The following is a 23,767-nucleotide window of genomic DNA, read 5'->3' as shown; positions in this document are numbered from 1 at the left end:
CATCCTAGGGAGGTGGTGTTCGCTGTCAGCGGGACGCCACGGGATCCGACCTGCTGAGCGGCTCGTACAGTGGAGGTATGCCCCTCTCCGGTCCGCTCTACGAACGCGTCGCGTCAGCGCCGCCGGTCCCGGCCGGACTTCCGCTGGTCATCGCATTGACGGGCTTCACGGATGCCGGCGGAGCCGTCGCACGCACCGTGGAGTACTTCCGTGATCAGCTCGAGCCTGCGCCGGTTGTCGCGTTCGATCCAGACGTCCTGCTGGACTATCGGGCCCGCCGCCCCATCGTCACCTTCGAGGCGGATCACCTGACCGACTTCCGACCGGCGCGACTCGAGTTGTCGCTCGTGCATGACGCCGCGGGGAGACCGTTCCTGCTGCTGGCCGGCTTCGAGCCGGACTTTGCATGGGAGGCGTTCGCAGAGACCGTCGTCGGGCTCGCCGAAGGACTGAGTGTCGCCAGCATCACGTGGGTGCACGCCATTCCGATGCCCGTGCCGCACACCCGACCCATCGGCACGACCGTGAGCGGGAATCGCGAAGATCTCACCAAGGCGCATTCCGTCTGGCAGCCGCATACGCAAGTTCCGGCAACGGTGGGCCACCTGCTCGAGTACCGGTTCTCGCAGGTCGACGCCTCGATCGCGGGCTTCGTCCTGCTCGTGCCGCATTACCTCGGCGACACCGAGTTTCCGGGTGCCGCGATCGCTGCCCTCGACAGCCTGTCGGTCGCAACCGGCCTCACGTTCGACATCGACGTCCTGCGTGAAGAGAACAAGCCGTTCCTCGAGAAGGTCGCGGAGCAGGTGGAGGGGTCCAGCGAGCTCACGACGATGCTGCAGAACCTCGAGGAGCGATACGACTCGTATATGGCGGGCAGTGGGCTCGGCCAACCGATCATCCACACCGGCGACCTGCCCAGCGCGGATGAGCTCGCAGCGGAGCTCGAACGCTTTCTCGCGAGCCGGCCCGCCGACGACGACAAGCGCGGTCTGCGCTGAGCGGTGTCGGGGTATAATGAATACCCTGACCCGTTGTCGAATCCGCCGCACGATGCTCGCATCGTCGGCCGGGACTTGACAAGGGTCATACTCCTGTCCGAAAACACGACGGAATCCCGTCGGTGAAAGGCGAGACGTGGCGACGACCAAATCCACCCGCACCCGTAAGACGGACGACGTCGAGGACGTGCAGGAGGCGACGACGACTCCCGCGACCAAGGTCGCACCCAAGGCGAAGGCCGCAGCCAAGAAGCCCGCGGCCAAGAAGACTGCTGCCAAGGCCGCTCCCGCGACCTCGCGCACCAAGGGCACGTCCAAGAAGGATGACGACGAGTTCGACGACGAGGTCGAAGACAACGACATCGAGATGGACGACGCCGGCGACGACTCGGACGACAGCGACGACTCCTCGGACGACGCCGCTGCGGCGAAGTCCGACGCGAAGAAGAAGAGCGACGCCTCCGACGACGACGAGGACGACGACGAGGACGCACCTGTCAAGAAGGTCGTCACCGAGCCGCTCCCCACCGGGGCGATCGTCATCAGCTCGAACGACGAGGACGAGGTTCCCGTCTACTCGACGCAGATCACGGGTGCGACCGCCGACCCCGTCAAGGACTACCTGAAGCAGATCGGCAAGGTGCCGCTGCTGAACGCGGCCGAAGAAGTCGAGCTCGCGATGCGCATCGAGGCGGGGCTGTTCGCCGAAGAGAAGCTGTCGAACATGTCGGCGGCCGAGAAGAGCTCGCAGCTCGGGCTCGACCTGCAGTGGGTCGCCCGCGACGGTCAGCGCGCCAAGAGCCACCTGCTCGGGGCGAACCTGCGTCTGGTGGTCTCGCTCGCCAAGCGCTACACCGGCCGCGGCATGCAGTTCCTCGACCTCATCCAGGAGGGCAACCTGGGCCTGATCCGTGCCGTCGAGAAGTTCGACTACACGAAGGGCTTCAAGTTCTCGACCTATGCGACCTGGTGGATCCGTCAGGCCATCACCCGCGCCATGGCCGACCAGGCCCGCACCATCCGCATCCCGGTGCACATGGTCGAGGTCATCAACAAACTCGCCCGCGTGCAGCGGCAGATGCTGCAGGACCTCGGCCGCGAACCCACGCCCGAGGAGCTCTCGCGCGAGCTCGACATGACGCCCGAGAAGGTCGTCGAGGTGCAGAAGTACGGCCGCGAGCCGATCTCACTGCACACCCCGCTCGGCGAGGACGGCGACAGCGAATTCGGTGACCTCATCGAGGACACCGAGGCGGTCGTACCGGCCGACGCGGTGGGCTTCACGATGCTGCAGCGTCAGCTCGAGTCGCTCCTCGACTCGCTGTCGGAGCGCGAGGCGGGCGTCATCCGCATGCGCTTCGGTCTCGGCGACGGCCAGCCGAAGACGCTCGACCAGATCGGCGACACGTTCGGCGTGACGCGTGAGCGCATTCGGCAGATCGAGTCCAAGACGATGGCGAAGCTGCGGCACCCGTCGCGCTCGCAGTCGCTCCGGGACTACCTCGAATGAGTTCGGCCGCCAACGACGGCAAGGCGCTGGAGGTCGCCGTCGACGGGACGTCGTTCGCGCGCATCCCGATCCGCACCCGCGTGGTGATGCCCGGTGACGATCTCGACGAGGTCGTCACCGAATACGCGCCAGAGCACCTGCAAGACGGCGACATCCTCTTCGTGACGGAGAAGATCGTCGCCATCACGCAGGGCCGCTCGTACCGGCTCGACGAGATCCAGCCGCGTCCGCTGGCGAGGTTCCTCTCGAAGTACGTGGCCCGCACGCCGTACGGCATCGGCCTCGGCATGCCGGAGACGATGGAGATGGCACTGCGCGAGTGCGGCACGCCCCGCATCCTCCTCGCCGCCACCGTCAGCGCCGTCACGAAGGTCTTCGGCCGCCGCGGCGACTTCTACCGCGTCGCCGGCGAGAAGGCCCGCGCGATCGACGGCCCGACCAGCGGCACGATCCCGCCCTACAACGAAGCGGTCGTCCTCGGCCCGAGCGAGCCCGACAAGGTCGCCCGGACACTGCAGCGCCAGCTCGGCGGGGCCGTCGAGGTGGCCGTCGTCGACATCAACGACATCGGTGGCAACATCCTCGGTTCGACGCTCGACAAGGCGGGGGAGCAGCGCCTCGTGCGCATCCTCGGCGACAACCCGCTCGGGCAGGGACACCAGTCCACGCCGATGGGCATCATCCGCGAGGTCTGACATGGGCGCGATCAACCGCCTCTACCGGCGCGGCCGCTTCTTCGTGCGGCGCGTCGCGATGTTCGACCGCGAACGGGTCATGCAGTTCGCGCGGCAGTCGGCGAAGCTCTCCAAGGCACCCGTGTGGTGGGTCGCGCTCGACATGGCCTACTGCGCCGTGCGCTACGAGACGACCTTCGAGAACTATTCGGAGTGGGACTTCCGCATCCTCAAGCGCCGCGAGCGCAAGACCTACATGACCGACCCGAAGTCGTTCCACCTGTCCCGCCGACTCAACGACGACGCACAGCGGGGGATCTTCGACGACAAGCTGCAGTTCGCGGCGCGCTTCGGCGACGAACTCGGTCGCGAGTGGGTCGACGTGCGCGAGATCGACGATGCGCAGCTCGAGGCCTTCGTCCGTCGCCACGAGCGGGTGATCTCGAAGAACCCCGGCGGTGTCGGCGGCAACGGCATCACGATGCGCGACACCGCCCAGATCGACGACATCCCCGCACTGCGCGCAGAGCTGCTCGAGACGGGGCAGGTGCTCGTCGAAGAGGTGCTCGTGCAGCATCCCGAGATGGCGCGTCTGTACCCCGGCAGCGTCAACTCGCTGCGCATGGTCACCTACCGCGACCCCGACGACGAGGTGCACCTGCTCGCGGCCGTGCTCAAGGTCGGCAACGGCGGCGTCATCGACAACTTCTCCAACGGGGGCATGTACACGATGCTCGGCGAGGACGGTCGCGCCCTGCACGCCGCGAGCGATGAAGAGGGTCACCCGTTCGAGACGCATCCGATCACGGGTGTGGAGCTCACCGGCTTCCAGGTGCCGCTGTACGACGAGATCCTCGCGCTGGTCGACCGCCTGGCCCGCCGCGTGCCCGACCTGCCGTACATCGGTTGGGACATCGCGATCACCCCGGAACGACCGGTCGTGATCGAGGGCAACCACAACACCGGCGTGTTCCAGTCCAAGCCGTCCGTCTCCGGCATCCGCCGCGGGCTGCTGCCGCGCTACCGCGCCGCGATGCGCTTCTGACCTGCCGTCTCACCGACCACTGGGGGAACCACGCCATGGGCAAGGCCACCGTCCGACTCGGATACCTCTTCAACCGCGCCCGGAACATCCGGGTGGGCAACCTGTTCGAATTCGCCAAGCAGGTCAAGAAGGTCTCCAAGGCTCCGACACCGGTGATCATCGCCGACATGCTGTGGTGCTCCGTCAAGTACGACATGGGCTTCCGCGACTACGCCGTGTGGGACATCCGGCTGCTCAATGCGAAGGAGCGGGCGACCTGGATGACGCACCCCAAGTCATTCCGCATCACCCGCATGCACAACACCCCGGAGGGTCGCGCGAAGCTCGAGGACAAGCGCCGCTTCGCCCGCGAGTACGCCGACCTCCTCGGACGCGAGACCGTCGACCTGCGCGACGTCGACGACGCGGCGCTTGCGGCCTTCCTCGGCCGCCACCCGAAGGTGCTCGCCAAGCCCCTCGACGGCCACGGCGGGGGCGGCATCGCCCTGCACGAACTGTCGGGCGACGTGGATGCCGCGGCCTTCCGAGCCGAGGTGAACGCTGCCGGTCAGACGATCATCGACGAGTTCATCGTGCAGCACCCCGATATGGCCTCGCTGTACCCCGACAGCGTCAACACGGTGCGCATGATCACGTACCTGCGTCCCGACGGCGACGTGCGCCTGCTGGCCGCGGTGCTGCGGATCGGCAACGGTGACGTCATCGACAACTTCGCCTCGGGCGGCATGTTCACGATGCTCGACGAGGACGGCGTCGCGCTGTACCCGGGCGTCGACAAGAACAGCAACGTCTACCGTGAGCACCCGGTCACGGGAACGTCGATCGTCGGGTTCCAGGTGCCGCTGTACGACCAGGTGGTCGAGCTCACCGAGGCCCTCGCACGTCGCACACCCGAAGCGCCGTACGTCGGCTGGGACCTCGCGATCACGCCGAGCGGCCCGGTCGTCATCGAGGGCAACCACAACTCGAGCGTCTTCCAGCCCAAGCCTTCGGCATCGGGCGTGCGGACCGGCCTGCTGCCGGTCTACCAGGCCGCCGTCGGCTTCTGACCCGCCGCTCACCCACAACGACAGAAGCCCACACCGTCAGGTGCGGGCTTCTGGATGAAGCAGGGGAGCGTCAGTCGCGCTCGTCGAGACGTGCCGTCTCGTCGTGCCACGATGTGGCGATGGCGCGCAGCTTCTCTTCGTACTTGCGGCCGTGGTGGGCGCAGTACAGCAGTTCGCTGCCGCCGACCTCCGCGGCGATGTACGCCTGAGCACCGCAGGAGTCGCAGCGGTCGGTCGCGCTCAGGCGGTACTCGAGGACGGCTGCGGGCTCAGTGGTGGTCGTCATGCTCATGTCGGTGCCTCCTCGTTCGTCTGGTGCTCTGCCTCGTGCGGGTGCACGTCGGTCTATGGAATACAACCACGCCGATGTTCAGAGAATGCCCGGAGGCCGTCACATTTCGCTGTGCGCGTACGGCGTTTCGGCACTCGCGCAGTCCGCCTGCATCTCGGCTCGTGTGTCGCCGCCGCCGTGTCGCACCCCGCGGATACGCTTGAGGATTGTGACCGCCGAGTATTCCGCCCATCATCTCCAGGTGCTCGAGGGGCTCGAGGCCGTTCGCAAGCGCCCGGGCATGTACATCGGGTCCACCGACTCCCGCGGGCTCATGCACTGCCTGTGGGAGATCATCGACAACTCGGTCGACGAGGCCCTCGGCGGCCACGGCACCAAGATCGACATCGTGCTCCACGCCGACGGCAGTGTCGAGGTCCGCGACCGTGCTCGCGGCATCCCCGTCGATGTCGAACCGCGCACGGGCCTGACGGGCGTCGAGGTCGTCTTCACGAAGCTGCACGCCGGTGGCAAGTTCGGCGGGGGATCATATGCGGCATCCGGCGGATTGCACGGTGTCGGCGCGTCCGTCGTGAACGCACTCTCCGAACGACTCGACGTGCAGGTCGACCGCGGCGGCAAGACGTACGAGATGTCGTTCCACCGCGGCGAGCCGGGCACCTTCGCCGGTTCCACGCCCGACTCGCCGTTCACGCCGTTCGAGAAGTCCTCCGAACTGCGCGTGGTCGGCAAGGCCGCGCGAGGCGTGACCGGCACCCGCATCCGTTACTGGGCCGACCGTCAGATCTTCACGAAGGATGCCGAGTTCGGGCTCACCGAACTCGAGCAGCGCGCCCGACAGACCGCTTTCCTCGTCCCGGGACTCGAGATCGTCATCATCGACGAGCGCGGCGACGAGCCCACCTCGACCTCGTACAAGTACGACGGCGGCATTTCGGAGTTCGCCGACTTCCTCGCGCCCGACCCGGCCATCACCGACACCTGGCGCCTCACCGGCGCCGGTACCTTCACCGAGACCGTCCCGGTCCTGCAGGCCTCCGGCGCGATGGTGCCGACCGAGGTCGAACGGGAGTGCCACGTCGACGTCGCACTGCGCTGGGGCAACGGGTACGAGACGGTCACGCGATCGTTCGTGAACATCATCGCGACCCCGAAGGGCGGCACGCATCAAGCCGGCTTCGAACAGGGTCTCGTGAAGGTGCTGCGCGCGCAGATCGAAGCCAACGCGCGGCGGTTGAAGGTGGGCAAGGACAAGCCCGAGAAGGACGACATGCTCGCGGGGCTCACCGCGGTGCTCACCGTCCGGGTACCCGAACCGCAGTTCGAGGGTCAGACGAAAGAGGTGCTCGGCACCCCCGCCGTGCGCCAAATCGTCAACGCGGTCGTCACCAAGGAGCTCACCGCCCGCTTCGCCTCGACCAAGCGCGACGACAAGAACCAGACCGCGCTGCTGCTGGACAAGGTCGTCTCCGAGATGAAGGCGCGCATCTCAGCGCGTGCCCACAAAGAGACCCAGCGACGCAAGAACGCGCTGGAATCGTCTTCGCTGCCGGCCAAACTCGCCGACTGCCGCACGAACGACGTCGCCGACTCGGAGCTGTTCATCGTCGAGGGTGACTCGGCACTCGGTACCGCCAAGAACGCGCGCAACTCGGAGTATCAAGCGCTGCTGCCCATTCGCGGCAAGATCCTGAACGTGCAGAAGGCGTCGGTCTCCGACATGCTCTCCAACGCCGAGTGCGCCGCGATCATCCAGGTGATCGGCGCAGGCTCGGGCCGCTCGTTCGATCTCGAGGCCGCACGCTACGGAAAGATCATCCTGATGAGCGACGCCGATGTCGACGGCGCGCACATTCGCACGCTGCTCCTCACGCTGTTCTTCCGGTACATGCGCCCGTTGATCGAGGACGGTCGGGTGTACGCCGCGGTACCGCCGCTGCACCGCGTCGTCGTGGTCAACCCGGGCAGCAAGCCGAACGAGACGATCTACACCTACTCCGAGCAAGAGCTGCACACCCTGCTCGCGAAGCTCCGCAAATCGAACCGTCGCTGGCTGGAGCCGGTGCAGCGCTACAAGGGCCTCGGCGAAATGGACGCCGACCAGCTCGCGACGACCACGATGGAGCGCAACGGCCGGATGCTGCGCCGCGTGCGCGTGCAGGATGCCGAGATGGCGGCGAGCGTGTTCGAGCTGCTCATGGGCAGCGATGTCGCCCCCCGGCGCGATTTCATCGTCTCCTCGAGCGACCGGCTCGACCGCGAGGCGATCGACGCCTGACGACCGTCAGCTGATCGGGGATCCGACGGCGGCGATGACCGCATCCAGCGGTTGACCCGACGCGTCGCGCTTGGCGCCCGCAGCCGGCAACTGACGGACGGCACCATCGCTGCCGACGGCGCGCGGATCGGCGCCGACCCATGCGAGGCGCAGCGTGTCTTCGCCCTTCAAGAAGCGCTGCGCCCGCACGCCGCCGGTCGCGCGTCCCTTCGGCGGGAACTCTGCGAACGACGAGACCTTGCCGGAGCCTGCGTCGGCACCGGCGAGCGACTGCGTCGAACCCGCGATCGTGACGACGACCGTCTCATCACCGGCGACGACAGCCGTGAACGAGATCACCTGCTCACCCGGCGCCACGCGCATCCCCGCCATGCCGCCGGCCGCCCGCCCCTGCGGGCGGACCGCTGCTGCGTCGAAGCGCAGGAGCTGCGCGTCGGAGGTGACGAACACAAGCTCCGTGCCGTCTTGGGCAGGTGCTGCGCCGACGACGCGGTCGCCGGGTTTGAGCGAGATGATCTCGACGTCGGTCTTGCCGGGGGCCAGCTCACTGGCGGCGACGCGCTTGACCACGCCCTGGGCTGTCCCGATAGCGATCACCGGCGACTCGACGAGCGGAACGACAGCGACGACGCGCTCGGTGCCGGTGAGCGCGAGATACTGGTCCGCCTTGCTGCCGGCCGCGAGCTGCACCGAGTTGCCGGGCACCGACGGGAGGTCGACGGGGGAGAAGCGGACGAGGCGCCCAGCGCTGGTCACGGCGCCCAGGTCGGCGCGCGTCGTCGTGTCGACTGCGGAGCGGATCGCGTCGTGCTTCGCCCGACGTGCGGGCGGAACGATGCCACCGCCGAGGATGTCGTCGTTCAACTCCGCACGCACCATACGCCCGGTCGCCGAGAGGAACACGCGACAGGGCGCGTCGGCGATCTGCAAGTCGGCGGGCGCGGCGGTGCGGGCGCGGGCTGCGGGTGCGCCGCCGTTGAGCAGGAGCGTCCGGCGCGGCGTCCCGTACGCTTCGGCCGCGGCATCCAGTTCGCGAGCCACCTGCGACCTGAGCAGACTGTCGCTGCCGAGCAGTTCTTCGAGCTGAGCGATCTCGGCCTTGAGGTTGTCGCGTTCGGTCTCGAGCTCGATCCGCGAGAACCTGGTGAGGCGGCGAAGGCGCAGTTCGAGAATGTACTCGGACTGCGGCAGCGACAGGTCGAACACGTCGATCAGGCGCTGCCGGGCCTGCTCGGAGTCGTCGGACGAACGGATGACCTGGATGACCTCGTCGATGTCGAGGATCGCGATGAGCAGTCCCTCGACCAGGTGCAGTCGTTCCTGCCGACGGGCCAGGCGATAGCGGCTGCGACGGGTGACCACCTGGATGCGGTGGTCGAGGTAGACGCGCAGCAGCGCCTTCAGGCCCAGCGTCTGGGGCTGGCCGTCGACAAGCGCGACGTTGTTGATGCCGAAGCTGTCCTCGAGGGGCGTAAGACGGTACAGCTGCTCGAGCACCGCATTCGGGTCGAAGCCGGTCTTGATGCCGATCACCAGGCGCAGGCCGTTGTTGCGGTCGGTGAGGTCGGTCACATCGGCGATGCCGGTGAGCTTCTTGGCGCTGACGGCGTCTTTGAGCTTTTCGATGACCCGCTCGGGACCGACCATGTAGGGCAGTTCGGTGACGACGATGCCGGTGCGGCGCGGCCCGAGCGATTCGATCGACACCTTCGCGCGGGTGCGGAAGGTGCCGCGCCCCGCTGCGTACGCGTCCTTCACCCCGTCGAGCCCGACGATGACGCCGCCACCGGGAAGGTCGGGACCCGGCACGAACTCCATGAGCTCTTCGAGCGTGGCCTCGGGATGGTCGAGCAGGTGGATGGCCGCGGCGACGACCTCGATGAGGTTGTGCGGGGCCATGTTGGTCGCCATGCCGACAGCGATGCCGGTCGTGCCGTTGACGAGCAGATTGGGGAAGGCCGCGGCCAGCACTTCGGGCTGCTGGAACTGGCCGTCGTAGTTCGGGATGAAGTCGACGACGTCTTCGTCGAGGTTCTCGGTGAGCGCGAGGGCTGCCGGGGCGAGGCGGGCCTCGGTGTAGCGGGCGGCAGCGGGGCCGTCGTCGAGCGACCCGAAGTTGCCGTGCCCGTCGACGAGCGGCACGCGCAATGCGAAATCCTGAGCGAGGCGGACGAGCGCATCGTAGATGGCGGAGTCACCGTGCGGGTGGAGCTTTCCCATGACCTCGCCGACGACACGCGCACTCTTGACGTGACCACGGTCGGGGCGCAGCCCCATGTCGGCCATCTGGTACAGGATGCGGCGTTGTACCGGCTTGAGCCCGTCGCGCGCGTCGGGAAGTGCCCGCGAGTAGATGACGGAGTACGCGTACTCGAGAAAGGAGCCCTGCATCTCCGTCGAAAGGTCGACGTCCTCGATGCGTTCGTTGTCAGTCGGTTCGGTGCGCGAAGCTGCCATGGAACTGCAGGGTCCTCCGGTGACGGGCGGTGTCGAAGATCGGGTACCTGGGGCTGCACCGGCCGTGTGCGAGACTTGCCCCGATGCCTCTCAGCCTACCCGCGGACCCACCGACGGCCCGGAGCCTCACCGGTGTCGTGCCCGACATGTTGGCCGCCCTCTCGGGGCGATCACCGTCGCTGAAGCCCGCGCGTTCGGCGGTACTGATGGTGGTCGACGGGCTCGGCCGGCTCAACCTGTCGGCCCGCGCCGGGCACGCCCGATTCCTCTCCGGCCGCATGACGAAGAAGGACCACGCTCGCACGGTGTTCCCGTCAACGACGGCGACCGCCTTGACGAGCCTGCTCACCGGCACGGATGCGGGTGAGCACGGCATCGTCGGGTACCGAGTGCGCATCCCCGGCACCCACGACGCGCCCAACCAGCTGAAGGGCTGGGAGACGCATGGGCTCGACCCGCTCACGTGGCAACGCGCACTGCCGCTGCTCGAGCGTGAGGCCCTCGATGGGCGCCCCGTCTTCGTCGTCTCCCGGCCCGGCTATGCCGGTACCGGCTTCACGAGGGCGATCCAGCGGGGCGCGCAGTTCGTGGGAGCCGATTCACTCGATGACCGCGTCGAGACGGCGGCAGCGCTGACCGGCAGCCACGACAACGCCCTCGTCTACCTCTACACGCCTGAACTCGATGCGACGGGCCACGCGCACGGCTGGGAGAGCGACGCGTGGAGCGACCGCCTCGAAGCCGTGGATGCCGCCGCCCGAAGGCTCGAACAGCTCATGCCCGCCGACGTCGGGGCGCTCCTGACCGCCGATCACGGCATGGTCGACGTTCCCCGCCACCGCCAGGTGCTGCTGGGCGAGGGCGACGCGCTTGTCGAGGACGTCGAGATCGTCGCCGGCGAGCCTCGCATGCTGCACCTGTACACGGCCGCAGACGCATCCGGTGCGGTGCGCGACCGCTGGGAGCGCGCAGAAGGACAGCGGTCCTGGGTCCTGACGCGCGGGGAGGCGATCGAAGCCGGGCTGTTCGGGACGTCGGTCGCACCCGAGGTGGCCGAGCGCATCGGTGATGTTCTGGTGGCCGCGCGTGCGGGCATCGCCTACTACGACGACCGGGAAGCCGACAAGAAGGCGCAGAACATGGTCGGACAGCACGGGTCGCTGACCGACCAGGAACGCCTGGTGCCGCTCATCCGACTGGGAGCGTTCGCGCCCGAGGCGTGACGGTTCGCGCCGGTCAGCCGTCTTCGGTGCGGGCGCCGAACACGATCTCGTCCCACGAGGGCATCGACGTGCGGCCCTTACGACGGTTGCCGTCAGCAGCCGCGGTGTCGTCCTCGTCGACCGTTTCGGTCGCCGCCGGCTGCGCAGCGGACGTGTCGTCGTAGCCGGGCTCGAGCGCGTCGAAGAGCGCGACCGGAGCCTGCCCACGGGGCGCCTGCTCGCGCGGCGGCGCGGGCTGCTCGTCACCGGGCATCGGCTCGCGCTGACCGCGACGACGACGCAGCGCCTCGAGCAGATCCGCGGTCTCGGCGCTGGTGACGACCTGATCGGGGGCGCGCTTGATCGCCGCCTCCTGCGCCGCGGAGCCATCCTTGGTCACCTCGGCGTCAGCCTCGGGCGCGGGGTCGGGCAGGCGGCGCGGACCGAACGCGGCGCTGTCGAACCGAGAGTCGTCCTTGACCGGTGTCGCATGGTCGAGAGCGCGCAGTCGGGGGATGAGTCCTTCGGGCAGCGAGCCCTGTCGCGAGAGCTGCACGGCGTCGGCGTTCTGCGGCGAGAGGCTCGACCGGCGAGGGTCGAAGCTCCATCGAGCGTCGTGGTCGACCTCGGCAGCGGTGAACTCGAGCTTGACGATCCAGCCCGATTCCTCGCGCCAACTCGACCAACGCTCGCCCGAAGCGCCGGCCTCGGCCAGCTTGCCTCGCACGGCGGTGCCGAACGTCGGCTGGGCGTCGGGGTCGAGTTCGCCGCCCATGAGCACCGGCACCGACAGTGCCTGGGTCACGATGTGCTCACGCTCGGCGAGGACGGGTCCCTCGTAGCGGGCCACGTCGTCGACGCGCACGCCGAGCAGTTCGGCAACCTCTTCCGCAGTGAGACCGCTGCGGATGTGGGCCTGGATCTCGCGCGGGCTCGGGCGCACGGCCTTGGGTTCAGCGACGCGCTCCAAGCGGCGCAGCTGCGAACGCAACGACTCGTCGACGGGCAACGCGAATCGGTCGCCCTCTTCGGTGGCGAGCACCAGGACGCCCTCTTCGGTGCCGATGACTTTGAGCTGCTCCATGCGAGAGTCCTCCAGATCCAGCGGGTGCGTTCATGCTGTCACAGGGCGAACGCAGAGCCGGGAATATCGTGGGCGCGCCGCGAGTTCGATGCGATGACGGCGCGCACACCGCCTTCCGGCGGGACGCCATTTGCGAAATGCACCGGCGTCGTGCAAACTATCGCCGCCCGTTCGGGCCGGCAACCGCCACACAACTGGGAAGAAGAGACGTTCGAGCATGGCCACCGATTACGACGCCCCGCGCAAGACCGAAGACGACAGTGAGTCGATCGAGGCCCTCAAGGAGCGCGTTCCGGACACGCGCTCCGGCGCGGTCGACGTCGAAGATGCCGACAACCCCTCGGGCTTCGAACTGCCCGGCGCAGACCTGTCCGACATGGATCTCGATGTCGTCGTGCTGCCCGCACAGGACGACGAGTTCACGTGCGTCGAGTGCTTCCTGGTGAAGCACCGCACGCAGATCGATCACGAGACATCGATCGGCGCGATCTGCACCGAGTGCGCCGCCTGACCGCGAACCACTGACCCGCCCGCGCGTCTGCGCGGGCGTTGTCATGCATGCGCGCGTTCCAGCACCGCCGCGATCCGCTCCGGCGTGCGCGACGAGAAGGCCCACGCGGTGTGCGGGTCGTCGACGTCGGTGAGCGAGACCACGACCACTCCGTCGACGCCTCCGCGAAACCGGTGCCACCACGTGCGCTGCAGCCCCGGGCCACGGACCTGCCGAGCGTCGTCGCCGGTGAACGTCTCAACGGCGCCGAGGTGCTCGTGCGCGATGTGTGCGCGCCCGACGCGGAGCTCGTGGTCGTCGATGCGGATGACGGGGGAGACCCCGATGAGCGTGGTCAGCAACGCGGCGCCGACCGCGAGCCCGACGATCAGCGCGAGCGTGCCATCGACCGGCACGAACACCAGGGCCGCCATCGGTGCGGCCACCGCGGCGCTGACGAGGATCCACAGTGACGGCGTCAGCCGTTCGCGGTATCGGAGCTGGTTCGTGTCGGCGGAAGTGATGTGCATTACCCTCGTGGAGTGACCGAATCGGTGGACATTCCCATTATCGCGCCCCAGGTCCCCGTCTACGCCCACCCGGGCGACGCGGGTGCCGACCTGGTCTCGACCGAGACGGTCGTCCTCGACCCCGGGCAGCGGGCACTCGTCGGCACGGGTGTGCGCATCGCGCTGCCCGACGGCTATGTGGCGTTCGTCGTGCCGCGCAGCGGTCTGGCAGCGAAGCACGGCATCACGATCGTCAACTCGCCCGGCACCGTCGATGCGGGCTACCGCGGCGAGATCAAGGTGTCCCTCCTCAACACCGACACCACGGAGACCTATCGTGTCGAACCCGGGGACCGCATCGCGCAGCTGATCGTCATGCCCGTCCCCAAGGTCACCTTCATCCCCGTCGAGACCCTGCCCGAGAGCCACCGCGGCGAGGGTGGCTTCGGGTCGACCGGCTATCAGACAGGAGCCTCCGCATGAGCGACGCCCTCGACAAGACCGCTCCCGCCGATCGATCCGCGTCCGGGCCGTTCGACGAATCCGAAGCGAACCCGGTTCGCCCGTACATCGACCTGGGTGGGATCAAGATCCTGCCGCGCGAGGGGCTCAACCTGCGCCTCGAGGTCGAGGAGCAGTCCAAGCGCATCGTCGCGGTCGGCCTCGACTACGCCGGCTCGACGCTGCAGGTGCAACCGTTCGCGGCGCCTCGATCGACCGGGCTGTGGGAGGAGACGCGTGAGCAGATCCGTCAGCAGATCCGATCGCAGGGCGGCCGCGTCGAAGAGCGCGAAGGACCGCTCGGTCCCGAACTGCTCGCCGAGGTGCCTGTCGTGGCAGGCGACAGCCAGACCAAGCGGCTCGCACGCTTCATCGGCGTCGACGGACCCCGCTGGTTCCTGCGCGGGGTGATCGGCGGCGCGGCGACGGCCGACATCGAAGCGGCCGCCCAGGTCGAGGACCTGTTCCGCTCGATCGTCGTCGTGCGCGGCGGCACGCCCATGCCCCCTCGGGACCTCATCCCGCTGAAGATGCCGGCATCCCCGGGCAGCGCGTGAGCACGCCCGAATCCGAGGACGACCGTGCCCGCGATGAGCCCAGCGCGTCAGAACTGATCGGCCAGGCCCTCGGCGGCGCCGCCCGGCGAGCGGGGATCGACCCGGTGGAGCAGTCCACGACCGGACACGTCGTCTGGGCCGCGATGGGTGGCTGGCGCGGCGTGCTGGAGTCGGTCCTGCCGGGTCTCGCGTTCGTCCTGCTCTACACCTTCACCCAGCACCTGCCGCTCTCGCTCGGCGTCTCCGTCGGATTGGCGGCGATCTTCACGATCGTCAGACTCGTGCAGCGATCCACGCTCAGCGCCGCCCTCGGTGGGCTCATCGCGACCGGTGCGGCCGCGGCCCTCGCACTGTGGACCGGGCGCGGCGAAGACAACTTCGTCCCGGGGCTGATCACCAACGCGGTGTACGGCACGGCGTTCCTGATCTCGGCGGTCATCGGCTGGTCGATCATCGGTCTGGCGGTCGGCTTCCTCATGAACGACGGTGTCGCGTGGCGCTCCGACCGCCGCAAGAAGCGTGTCTTCTTCTGGCTCGCGATCGCGTGGGCGGCGCTGTTCTTCGCGCGCCTCGCGGTGCAGCTGCCGTTCTACTTCGCCGGTGATGTGACCACGCTCGGCACGCTGAAACTGGTGATGGGGCTGCCGCTGTTCGCACCCCTCGTGGCCGTGACATGGCTCGCTGCGCGATCGGTCTACTCACGCGCCGACGCGTGATAGATTTATCTCGATATCAAGATACTTTTCCCGTTGTTCGCGGTTAGGCAGACCTCACTAGCCTGACGCGCTGGGTGCGGGGATGATAGGAGCGGCAGGGCTTCCGACGCACGCGTCGCTGAACCTGCATCGCCGACGAAGGAGAGCATTCGTGTCCACAGTTGACAGCTTCGGTGCCAAGAGCACCCTCACAGTCGGTGGCACCGACTACGAGATCTTCCGCATCGACACCGTCGCCGGGTACGAGAAGCTCCCCTTCAGCCTGAAGGTGCTGCTCGAGAACCTGCTGCGCACGGAGGACGGCGCGAACGTCACGAAGGCGCAGATCGAGGCGCTCGGGGCCTGGAACCCGGATGCCGAGCCCAACACCGAGATCCAGTTCACGCCTGCACGCGTCGTGATGCAGGACTTCACCGGCGTCCCGTGCATCGTCGACCTCGCGACCATGCGCGAGGCGGTCACCGCACTCGGCGGCGACCCGAACAAGATCAACCCGCTCTCGCCGGCCGAGATGGTCATCGACCACTCGGTCATCGCCGACCTCTTCGGCACCGAGAACGCCCTCGAGCGCAACGTCGAGATCGAGTACGAGCGCAACGGCGAGCGGTACCAGTTCCTTCGCTGGGGTCAGACCGCCTTCGACGACTTCAAGGTCGTCCCGCCGGGCACCGGCATCGTCCACCAGGTCAACATCGAGCACCTCGCGAAGGTCATCTACGACCGGACCGGTCGCGACGGCGTCCTGCGCGCCTACCCCGACACCTGCGTCGGCACCGACTCGCACACCACGATGGTCAACGGCCTCGGCGTGCTCGGCTGGGGCGTCGGCGGCATCGAGGCCGAGGCTGCGATGCTCGGCCAGCCCGTGTCGATGCTCATCCCGCGCGTCGTCGGCTTCAAGCTCACCGGCGAGATCCCGGCGGGCGTGACCGCGACCGACGTCGTCCTCACGATCACCGACATGCTGCGCAAGCACGGCGTCGTCGGCAAGTTCGTCGAGTTCTACGGTGCGGGTGTCGCATCGGTTCCACTCGCGAACCGCGCCACGATCGGCAACATGAGCCCCGAGTTCGGATCGACGGCCGCCATGTTCCCGATCGACGATGTCACCCTCGACTACCTGCGCCTGACCGGTCGCGACGAGCAGACCGTCGCCCTCGTCGAGGCCTATGCGAAGCAGCAGTCGCTGTGGCACGACGCCGACAACGAGCCGGGCTTCAGCGAGTACATGGAACTCGACCTGAGCACCGTCGTCCCCTCGATCGCCGGGCCCAAGCGTCCGCAGGACCGCATCCTGCTGTCCGAGGCGAAGTCGCAGTTCAACGTCGACCTCACCAACTACGCCGACGAGGACCACGACCTGGTCGACCTGACCGTCGCCGAGTCGTTCCCGGCATCCGACCCGCCCGGGTTCACGCCCGAGGACGAGCACAGCCACCACGAGCACCACCACCACTCGCACGCACCGACGTCGGTCTCAAAGCCGACCGCCGTCAAGACCTCTGCGGGTGACGCGTTCACGCTCGACCACGGCGCCGTCGCGCTCGCGGCGATCACGTCCTGCACCAACACGTCGAACCCCTCCGTCATGCTCGCCGCGGGCCTGCTCGCGAAGAAGGCCGTCGAGAAGGGCCTCAAGCAGAAGCCGTGGGTGAAGACCACGCTCGGCCCGGGCTCGAAGGTCGTCACGGACTACTACGAGAAGTCCGGTCTCGACAAGGCGCTCGAGGGCCTCGGCTTCTACACGGTCGGCTACGGCTGCACGATCTGCATCGGCAACTCGGGCCCCCTCATCGAGGAGGTCTCGGCGGCCATCAACGAGAACGACCTCGCCGTCACGGCCGTCCTCTCGGGTAACCGCAACTTCGAGGGCCGCATCAGCCCCGACGTCAAGATGAACTACCTCGCTTCGCCGCCCCTCGTGGTCGCGTACGCGCTCGCGGGATCGATGAACTTCGACTTCGAGACCGACCCGCTCGGCAAGGACCAGAGCGGCAACGACGTGTTCCTCAAGGACATCTGGCCCTCGCCGGAGGAGGTCCAGGAGGTCATCGACTCCTCGATCTCGCGCGAGCAGTTCATCAAGCAGTACGCGACCGTGTTCGACGGCGACGAGCGCTGGACGAGTCTGCCGACGCCGACCGGCCCCGTCTTCGAGTGGGATGCCGATTCGACGTACGTCCGCAAGGCCCCGTACTTCGACGGCATGTCGATGGATCTGACCCCGGTGACCGACATCTCGGGCGCGCGGGTCATGGCGACCCTGGGGGACTCGGTCACGACCGACCACATTTCCCCGGCCGGCAACATCAAGGCGGGCACCCCCGCGGCGCAGTACCTCACCGACCACGGCGTCGCGCAGAAGGACTTCAACTCCTACGGCTCGCGCCGCGGCAACCACGAGGTCATGATCCGCGGCACGTTCGCGAACATCCGTCTGAAGAACGAACTCGTCTCCGCCGTCAACGACGGCCAGATCGTGGAGGGCGGGTTCACCCGTGACTTCACCCAGCCCGGCGGCCCGCAGTCGTACATCTACGACGCGTGCGAGAACTATGCCGCGCAGGGCACGCCGCTCGTCGTCTTCGGCGGCAAGGAGTACGGCTCCGGCTCGTCGCGCGACTGGGCGGCGAAGGGCACGTCGCTGCTCGGCGTCAAGGCGGTCATCACGGAGAGCTTCGAGCGAATCCACCGCTCGAACCTCATCGGCATGGGCGTCGTCCCGCTGCAGTTCCCCGACGGGGAGAGCTGGAAGTCGCTGGGTCTGGACGGCACCGAGTCCGTCTCGATCACGGGGCTCGAGCAGCTCAACGAGGGCGTCACTCCCAAGACCGTGACCGTCACCGCCGAGCCGACCGAGTTCTCGCCCGAGGGCAAGCAGACCATCACCTTCGAGGCGAAGGTCCGCATCGACACCCCCGGTGAAGCCGACTACTACCGCAACGGCGGCATCCTGCAGTACGTGCTGCGCTCGCTCGTCTGAGCATCTGCCGAAGAGCCCTGGATCGTCGCCGATCCGGGGCTCTTCGCATGCGAACGCATGGTCGACGCGTAGACTCGCAGGATGAGTCTCCTCGCGTCGATCAAGGGCCCCCGCGACCTCGATGCGCTCTCCCGAGACCAACTGCGCGAACTCGCCCAGGAGGTACGGGACTTCCTCGTCGAGAACGTCTCCCGCACCGGCGGGCACCTCGGCCCCAACCTCGGTGTCGTGGAGTTGACGCTCGCGATCCACCGGGTCTTCGACTCGCCGGGCGACCCGATCGTGTTCGACACCGGCCATCAGTCGTACGTGCACAAGCTGCTCACGGGGCGCCAGGATTTCAGCGGCCTCCGGGCCCGCGGCGGGCTCGCTGGCTATCCGCAGCGCGCTGAGAGCGAGCACGACGTCGTCGAGTCGTCGCACGCGTCGAGTTCACTGAGCTGGGCGGACGGCATCTCGCGCGCACTCACCCGCACCGGTCGCACCGACCGGCACGTGGTCGCGGTCGTGGGCGACGGCTCACTCACCGGCGGCATGACGTGGGAGGCGCTCAACAACATCTCCGACGACAACGATCGCAATCTCGTGATCGTCGTCAACGACAACGGCCGGTCGTACGCACCGACGATCGGCGGCATGGCGCGCTACCTCAACCGCGTGCGCACGACCGAGGGGTACGAGAGTCTGCGCCGCGGTTCCGCGTCGCTGTTCCGTCGGCTGGGCCCCGCCGGGCGCGCGATCTACCGCGGTGTGCGCGGCGGCACCCACGGATTCCTGTCTCGATTCACGAACAACGAGGCGCTGTACTCGAATCTCGACATCAAGTACCTCGGCCCGATCGACGGACACGACCTCGATGCCCTCGAAGAGACCCTGCGATTGGCGAAGTCGCACCGGGCGCCGGTCATCGTGCACGTCATCACCGAGAAGGGACGTGGTTATGAGCCCGCCCGCAACGATGAGGCCGACCAGTTCCACGCCGTCGGCAAGATCGATCCGACGACCGGAGAGCCGCTCGGCTCGTCCGACGCACAGGCGTGGACAGACGTGTTCGCCGACGCGCTCGTCGAGGCCGGGGAGCAGCGCGACGACGTCATCGCGATGACAGCGGCGATGCTGCGCCCGACCGGCCTGCAGCCGTTCGCACAGCGCTTCCCCGACCGTGTCTACGACGTGGGCATCGCCGAACAGCACGCCGTCACCTCGGCGGCGGGACTCGCGTTCGGCGGGTTGCACCCTGTCGTGGCGATCTATGCGACGTTCATGAACCGCGCGTTCGACCAGGTGATCATGGACGTCGCTCTCCACCGCGCGGGCGTCACCTTCGTGCTCGACCGCGCCGGCGTCACAGGACCCGACGGGCCCAGCCACCACGGCATCTGGGATCTTGCGATGCTGCAGTTGGTGCCCGGCATCCGCATCGCCGTTCCGCGCGACGCCGAGCGGCTGCGGGAGGAGTTCGCGGAGGCAGTGGCCGTCGAGGACGCGCCGACCGTAGTGCGATTCCCCAAGGGCACCGTGAGCCCGGACCTGCCCGCGGTGGAGCGGCTCGACGACGGTGTCGACGTGCTCGTGCGCAGCGACAGTCAGGACGTGCTGCTGATCGGCATCGGCCCGATGGCACACATCGCCGTCGACGTGGCGGCGCGGCTCAGCGCGCAGGGGATCGGTGCGACCGTCGTCGATCCGCGATGGGTGGTTCCCGTCCCGGATTCGATCGTCGAACTCGCCCGTGCCCACCGACTCGTGATCACGATCGAAGACGGCATCCGTGTCGGAGGGATCGGCACGCGCGTGCGCCAGGTGCTGCGCGAGGCGGGTGTCGACACTGCCGTCGATGAGCTCGGTCTGCCGGACGCGTTCATCGATCACGCGTCCCGCGAGCAGATCCTCGAAGACGCCGGGATCACCCCGTCGAAGATCGCGCAGGACGTCGTCGCCCAGGTGCTCGGCACGCGCATCCCGGTGGCCCGCCCGTCTGCCGATACGGGTGCGATCTGGATGCCGGGGCCCGCCGCTGCGCAGCACGACGCGGCCGATTCGAACGAAGCCCGTTCCTGATCCTGCGTGACAGCATGGAGGGATGAGCACCGCCAATCTCCACCGCGACGAGACGGCCGACCGCGCCGCCTCGATCAGCGTGCACACCGTGTCAGTCGACCTCGATCTGCGAGGCGCGCGAGACCTCGGTGACGAGACCTTCGCGACGGCATCGACGTTCGTCTTCGACGCCGATGGCGCGACGGCGACGTGGATCGACTTCATCGGCACGTCGGTGGATGAAGTTGTGGTCAACGGGGCGGCGCAGGAGGTCGACTGGGACGGTGCGCGCGTGCGGGTGTCGTCGCTTCAGTCGCGCAACACAGTGACCGTGCGCGGGCGCGGCCGCTTCAGCCGATCGGGCGAGGGATTGCACCGTTTCGTCGATCCCGTCGACGACGCGGTGTACCTGTACACGCAGTACGAACCGGCGGACTGCCGCCGTGTCTACCCCTGCTTCGAGCAGCCGGATCTGAAGGCGCGATGGTCGTTCCAGGTGAGCGCGCCGACCGACTGGACGGTGCTGTCCAACGGCGCCGAGACAAGCAGAGAGCCGGTGAAAGGGGGAGTGCGCATCGACTTCGCCGAGACGCTGCCGCTGTCGAGCTACATCACCGCCGTCGCCGCGGGGCCGTACCACCGGGTCGACGGCGTGTGGCGCAGCGGGGAGCAGCAGGTCGCGCTCGGCGTGCTGTGTCGGGCGTCGCTGGTCGAGCACCTCGACGCGGACGAGATCCTCGACGTCACCCGACGGGGCCTGGACTTCTTCTCGGAGGCGTTCGACTACGCCTACCCGTGGGGCAAGTACGACCAGATCTTCGTGCCGGAGTACAACCTGGGCGCGATGGAGAACCCTGGGCTCGTGACCTTCACGGAGGCGTACGTCTTCCGCGGTGCGTCCACAAGGGCACAGCACGAGGGCAGGGCGAACACGATCCTGCACGAGATGGCGCACATGTGGTTCGGCGACCTCGCGACGATGCGATGGTGGGACGACCTGTGGCTCAAGGAGTCGTTCGCGGACTTCATGGGTGCCCACGCGAATGTCGCGACCGGGGCGCACGAGGACGCCTGGGTGTCGTTCGCGAGCCGCCGCAAGGGGTGGGCGTATGAGCAGGATCAACTGCCCACGACCCACCCGATCGTCGCGGACATCACCGATCTGGAGGCCGCGAAACTCAATTTCGACGGCATCACCTACGCCAAGGGTGCCTCGGTGCTCAAACAGCTCGTCGCGTTCGTGGGGGAGGATGCCTTCTTCCGCGGCGCGCAACGCTATTTCGCCGCGCACGCGTTCGGCAACACGACCCTCACCGATCTTCTCGACGCACTCGAACGTGCCTCTGGGCGCGATCTCCGCGCGTGGAGCGACGCGTGGTTGCAGACGACCGGCATGTCGGAGATCTCCGTCGACCGTGACGACGACATGTTGCACGTCGTGCAGACTGATCCGCGCCCGCACCGCCTCACGGTGGGGCTTTACGGGTTGGAAGGCGATCGTCTGGTCAGGCGCGGCGGGGTCGACGCCGACATCGTCGGCGCGCGCACGCGCCTCTCGGCGCCCGTGCTGCCCGATGCGGACCTGATCCTGCCGAACGACGATGACCGTACCTATGCGAAGGTGCGGCTCGACGAACGGTCGACGGATGCCGTCGCCGCTGGTCTCTCGAGCATCGACGATGCGCTCGCCCGTGCTGTCGTGTGGGCGGCGCTGTGGAATGCGACCCGCGACGGCGACCTGCCCGTTCGTCGCTATCTCGACATCGTGGCGCGCCACGCGCCGGCAGAGGCGAACTCCGCGCTGCTGGCTGACGCGATTTCGCACGCGAGCGCCGCGATCGCGCGCTATGCGAGCGAGAGCGATCGTGCAGGACTGCGACGCAGCTGGCTGGCGGCCGTGTGGGATGCGCTCTGGACGGCGCAGCCCGGAAGCGACGCGCAGCTCGCGTGGGCGCGAGCGCTCGGGGTCGCCGCAGCTGTCGCCGACGAGAATGCGCCGGAGATCTCAGCGATGCTCGCCGGCGAGGCGCAGGTACCCGACGGACTGGTCCTCGACGCCGAGTTGCGCTGGGGGTGGCTGTTCGCGCTTGCGGCAACCGGGCACGCGGATGCAGCACGGGCTGACGCGGAGCTCGCGTCGGATCCGACGGCGAAGGGTCGAACGATGCACCGCGCCGTCCTCGCCGCCCGCCCCGATTCGGACGTGCGAGCTGCCGCATGGACGGCTGCGTGGACGGACGAGTCCCTCAGCAACGACCATCTGGATGCGACGATCTCCGGCATCCGCGCCGGGGCCAGGCGGGATCTGATCGCCGCGTTCGATGCCGACTACTTCGGGCGGATTCGGGACGTGTGGTCACACCGCAGCATCGAGATCGCACGGCGGCTGGTGCGGGGGCTGTTTCCGAGCGCCGAGTCGCTCGATGCCGCGGACGGGTGGCTGGCGGCGAACACGGACGCACCAGGTGCCCTCCGACGGATCGTCATCGAGCAGCGCGACGGGCTGGCCCGCGACCTGCGGGTGCGGGCCGCTCAGCCGGACTGATCGACCGCGAGCGCGACTTCGGCGTCGGCGGCGAGAGGGCGGTCACGATCGCACCTCGCGATGAGGTCGAGCAACTCAACCACGGAGTGCCGCCGGCCACGCCGCCGCGAGCGCCCTGTGCGCCCGGTCGTCTCCGGTTGCCGTCAGCGCCTCCGACAGCAGGTAGCCGTCTGTCAGCGCATCGCCGGTGACGTCGACGGTCAGCAGCTCGATTCCGCACCGCCTTCGCACGCGCTCCGCGCACGCTGCGACGATCATCGGCCCCAGCACCGTGTTCGGGGGAAGGACCGCCCCACCGAGGTCGTGCACGATGTCGCGCAGTCCCGCGCCGATGATGTTGCCGGCGCGTTCCTTGACGTTGACCACGTCGAGCTCGAGCACCCGCAGATCGGCGCCGGTCACGATCGGCCGCCAATCGAACGACGCATGCACGAGGTGCTGGTGGCCGGCCGCACCGGTGAGCTGCCGCGGCGCCAGGTCCGTCGAGCGCACCCGCACATCGACCAACCGGTACCACGCGAGCACGGGAAAGGCCCCGTGGGTGCCCGGCCGCAGCACGACCAGCTCGCCGGGCTCATCACGGGGCGCACGGGCGGGCCTGCGAACGATCGGCTTGCCGTTGCGGGTTCTGATCGCGGCCGAGCCTTCTTCGACGGTGACGACGAAGAGCTTGAACAGTGCGGGGATCACCAACAACACCGTGAGGACAGCGCCACCGGTCTTGATCGCGGTGTTCATGGAACTCGCGGTGAACAACGAACTGACGGCTTCGACCATCCGAATGCGCTCCTCAAGTCTGGTGACGACGGGATCCGACGCGACCAGAATGCCCCG

General features: G+C 68.2%; 19 protein-coding genes. 14 read left to right on the top strand and 5 right to left on the bottom strand.

Annotated features, from left to right (window positions below; all coding sequences use genetic code 11):
- Positions 1-77: 77 nt before the first annotated feature.
- From ACSF8R_RS07770 to ACSF8R_RS07750, 5 genes are all read left to right on the top strand, one after another.
- Positions 78-1,001 (top strand): proteasome assembly chaperone family protein, encoded by a 924-nt coding sequence (locus tag ACSF8R_RS07770; RefSeq protein ID WP_434811292.1) that lies wholly within the window; start codon positions 78-80, stop codon positions 999-1,001.
- Between the two features lie 136 nt (positions 1,002-1,137).
- A complete protein-coding gene (locus ACSF8R_RS07765; protein WP_434811291.1) occupies positions 1,138-2,511 on the top strand; it encodes an RNA polymerase sigma factor in 1,374 nt (457 codons plus the stop codon).
- Positions 2,508-3,206 carry a coenzyme F420-0:L-glutamate ligase gene (locus ACSF8R_RS07760; RefSeq protein WP_434811290.1) on the top strand — a complete coding sequence of 233 codons (699 nt, stop codon included), beginning with the start codon at positions 2,508-2,510 and terminating at the stop codon, positions 3,204-3,206. Before ACSF8R_RS07765 ends, ACSF8R_RS07760 begins: the two co-directional genes overlap by 4 nt.
- Before the next feature lies 1 nt (position 3,207).
- Positions 3,208-4,230, top strand: coding sequence for a sugar-transfer associated ATP-grasp domain-containing protein (locus ACSF8R_RS07755; protein WP_434811289.1), 1,023 nt, complete (start codon positions 3,208-3,210; stop codon positions 4,228-4,230).
- A gap of 35 nt (positions 4,231-4,265) precedes the next feature.
- Positions 4,266-5,279 (top strand): sugar-transfer associated ATP-grasp domain-containing protein, encoded by a 1,014-nt coding sequence (locus ACSF8R_RS07750; RefSeq protein WP_434811288.1) that lies wholly within the window; start codon positions 4,266-4,268, stop codon positions 5,277-5,279.
- Between the two features lie 70 nt (positions 5,280-5,349).
- On the opposite strand, the gene ACSF8R_RS07745 is transcribed toward ACSF8R_RS07750, so the two are convergent.
- On the bottom strand, positions 5,350-5,571 hold the full coding sequence (locus tag ACSF8R_RS07745) for a DUF7455 domain-containing protein (protein WP_434811287.1): 222 nt from the start codon (positions 5,569-5,571) through the stop codon (positions 5,350-5,352).
- A 208-nt stretch (positions 5,572-5,779) separates the two neighbouring features.
- Between ACSF8R_RS07745 and ACSF8R_RS07740 the strand changes: the two genes are divergently transcribed.
- Positions 5,780-7,849, top strand: a complete 2,070-nt coding sequence (locus ACSF8R_RS07740; protein WP_434811286.1) for a DNA gyrase/topoisomerase IV subunit B — start codon at positions 5,780-5,782, stop codon at positions 7,847-7,849.
- 6 nt (positions 7,850-7,855) lie between these two features.
- On the opposite strand, the gene ACSF8R_RS07735 is transcribed toward ACSF8R_RS07740, so the two are convergent.
- Positions 7,856-10,306, bottom strand: coding sequence for a DNA gyrase/topoisomerase IV subunit A (locus ACSF8R_RS07735; RefSeq protein WP_434811285.1), 2,451 nt, complete (start codon positions 10,304-10,306; stop codon positions 7,856-7,858).
- 83 nt (positions 10,307-10,389) lie between these two features.
- On the opposite strand from ACSF8R_RS07735, the gene ACSF8R_RS07730 reads away from it, so the two are divergent.
- Entirely contained in the window at positions 10,390-11,529 is a 1,140-nt protein-coding gene (locus tag ACSF8R_RS07730; protein ID WP_434811284.1) for an alkaline phosphatase family protein, read from the top strand.
- A 13-nt stretch (positions 11,530-11,542) separates the two neighbouring features.
- Here ACSF8R_RS07730 and sepH read toward each other — a convergent pair whose 3' ends face one another.
- Complete coding sequence (gene sepH, locus ACSF8R_RS07725; RefSeq protein ID WP_434811283.1) at positions 11,543-12,592, bottom strand: septation protein SepH; 1,050 nt, start codon at positions 12,590-12,592, stop codon at positions 11,543-11,545.
- 217 nt (positions 12,593-12,809) lie between these two features.
- Here sepH and ACSF8R_RS07720 point away from each other — a divergent pair, with 217 nt between their 5' ends.
- The gene (locus ACSF8R_RS07720; protein WP_434811282.1) at positions 12,810-13,103 is read left to right on the top strand and encodes a DUF4193 domain-containing protein; all 294 of its coding nucleotides are present in this window, start codon (positions 12,810-12,812) and stop codon (positions 13,101-13,103) included.
- Positions 13,104-13,144: 41 nt separating this feature from the next.
- On the opposite strand, the gene ACSF8R_RS07715 is transcribed toward ACSF8R_RS07720, so the two are convergent.
- Positions 13,145-13,612: a DUF3093 family protein gene (locus ACSF8R_RS07715; RefSeq protein WP_434811281.1), complete on the bottom strand. Its 468-nt coding sequence runs from the start codon at positions 13,610-13,612 to the stop codon at positions 13,145-13,147.
- A 12-nt stretch (positions 13,613-13,624) separates the two neighbouring features.
- On the opposite strand from ACSF8R_RS07715, the gene dut reads away from it, so the two are divergent.
- From dut to pepN, 6 genes are all read left to right on the top strand, one after another.
- Positions 13,625-14,074 carry a dUTP diphosphatase gene (gene dut / locus ACSF8R_RS07710; protein ID WP_434811280.1) on the top strand — a complete coding sequence of 150 codons (450 nt, stop codon included), beginning with the start codon at positions 13,625-13,627 and terminating at the stop codon, positions 14,072-14,074.
- On the top strand, positions 14,071-14,649 hold the full coding sequence (locus ACSF8R_RS07705; protein WP_434811279.1) for a DUF3710 domain-containing protein: 579 nt from the start codon (positions 14,071-14,073) through the stop codon (positions 14,647-14,649). Before dut ends, ACSF8R_RS07705 begins: the two co-directional genes overlap by 4 nt.
- Positions 14,646-15,365 carry a DUF3159 domain-containing protein gene (locus ACSF8R_RS07700; protein ID WP_434811278.1) on the top strand — a complete coding sequence of 240 codons (720 nt, stop codon included), beginning with the start codon at positions 14,646-14,648 and terminating at the stop codon, positions 15,363-15,365. Before ACSF8R_RS07705 ends, ACSF8R_RS07700 begins: the two co-directional genes overlap by 4 nt.
- Before the next feature lie 151 nt (positions 15,366-15,516).
- Complete coding sequence (locus ACSF8R_RS07695) at positions 15,517-18,348, top strand: aconitate hydratase (RefSeq protein ID WP_434811277.1); 2,832 nt, start codon at positions 15,517-15,519, stop codon at positions 18,346-18,348.
- A gap of 81 nt (positions 18,349-18,429) precedes the next feature.
- The gene (gene dxs, locus ACSF8R_RS07690) at positions 18,430-20,409 is read left to right on the top strand and encodes a 1-deoxy-D-xylulose-5-phosphate synthase (protein WP_434811276.1); all 1,980 of its coding nucleotides are present in this window, start codon (positions 18,430-18,432) and stop codon (positions 20,407-20,409) included.
- 22 nt (positions 20,410-20,431) lie between these two features.
- Positions 20,432-22,933, top strand: coding sequence for an aminopeptidase N (gene pepN, locus ACSF8R_RS07685; RefSeq protein WP_434811275.1), 2,502 nt, complete (start codon positions 20,432-20,434; stop codon positions 22,931-22,933).
- 75 nt (positions 22,934-23,008) lie between these two features.
- On the opposite strand, the gene ACSF8R_RS07680 is transcribed toward pepN, so the two are convergent.
- Complete coding sequence (locus tag ACSF8R_RS07680; protein ID WP_434811274.1) at positions 23,009-23,671, bottom strand: SPFH domain-containing protein; 663 nt, start codon at positions 23,669-23,671, stop codon at positions 23,009-23,011.
- Positions 23,672-23,767: the final 96 nt, after the last annotated feature.

This window comes from Microbacterium sp. bgisy189 (genome assembly GCF_965345345.1).
Lineage (GTDB): Bacteria > Actinomycetota > Actinomycetes > Actinomycetales > Microbacteriaceae > Microbacterium.
The sequence above is the reverse complement of the archived record's forward strand: the minus strand, read 5'-3'. Positions and strand labels throughout refer to the sequence as shown.

What these genes read in the sequence shown, in the direction of transcription:
- ACSF8R_RS07735 (WP_434811285.1), bottom strand. Translation starts at nt 10,306, where the DNA reads ATGGCAGCTTCGCGCACCGAACCGACTGACAACGAACGCATCGAGGAC.
- ACSF8R_RS07770 (WP_434811292.1), top strand. Translation starts at nt 78, where the DNA reads ATGCCCCTCTCCGGTCCGCTCTACGAACGCGTCGCGTCAGCGCCGCCG.
- ACSF8R_RS07715 (WP_434811281.1), bottom strand. Translation starts at nt 13,612, where the DNA reads ATGCACATCACTTCCGCCGACACGAACCAGCTCCGATACCGCGAACGG.
- ACSF8R_RS07680 (WP_434811274.1), bottom strand. Translation starts at nt 23,671, where the DNA reads ATGAACACCGCGATCAAGACCGGTGGCGCTGTCCTCACGGTGTTGTTG.
- ACSF8R_RS07705 (WP_434811279.1), top strand. Translation starts at nt 14,071, where the DNA reads ATGAGCGACGCCCTCGACAAGACCGCTCCCGCCGATCGATCCGCGTCC.
- ACSF8R_RS07755 (WP_434811289.1), top strand. Translation starts at nt 3,208, where the DNA reads ATGGGCGCGATCAACCGCCTCTACCGGCGCGGCCGCTTCTTCGTGCGG.
- pepN (WP_434811275.1), top strand. Translation starts at nt 20,432, where the DNA reads ATGAGCACCGCCAATCTCCACCGCGACGAGACGGCCGACCGCGCCGCC.
- dxs (WP_434811276.1), top strand. Translation starts at nt 18,430, where the DNA reads ATGAGTCTCCTCGCGTCGATCAAGGGCCCCCGCGACCTCGATGCGCTC.
- ACSF8R_RS07750 (WP_434811288.1), top strand. Translation starts at nt 4,266, where the DNA reads ATGGGCAAGGCCACCGTCCGACTCGGATACCTCTTCAACCGCGCCCGG.
- ACSF8R_RS07760 (WP_434811290.1), top strand. Translation starts at nt 2,508, where the DNA reads ATGAGTTCGGCCGCCAACGACGGCAAGGCGCTGGAGGTCGCCGTCGAC.
- sepH (WP_434811283.1), bottom strand. Translation starts at nt 12,592, where the DNA reads ATGGAGCAGCTCAAAGTCATCGGCACCGAAGAGGGCGTCCTGGTGCTC.
- ACSF8R_RS07720 (WP_434811282.1), top strand. Translation starts at nt 12,810, where the DNA reads ATGGCCACCGATTACGACGCCCCGCGCAAGACCGAAGACGACAGTGAG.
- ACSF8R_RS07730 (WP_434811284.1), top strand. Translation starts at nt 10,390, where the DNA reads ATGCCTCTCAGCCTACCCGCGGACCCACCGACGGCCCGGAGCCTCACC.
- ACSF8R_RS07745 (WP_434811287.1), bottom strand. Translation starts at nt 5,571, where the DNA reads ATGAGCATGACGACCACCACTGAGCCCGCAGCCGTCCTCGAGTACCGC.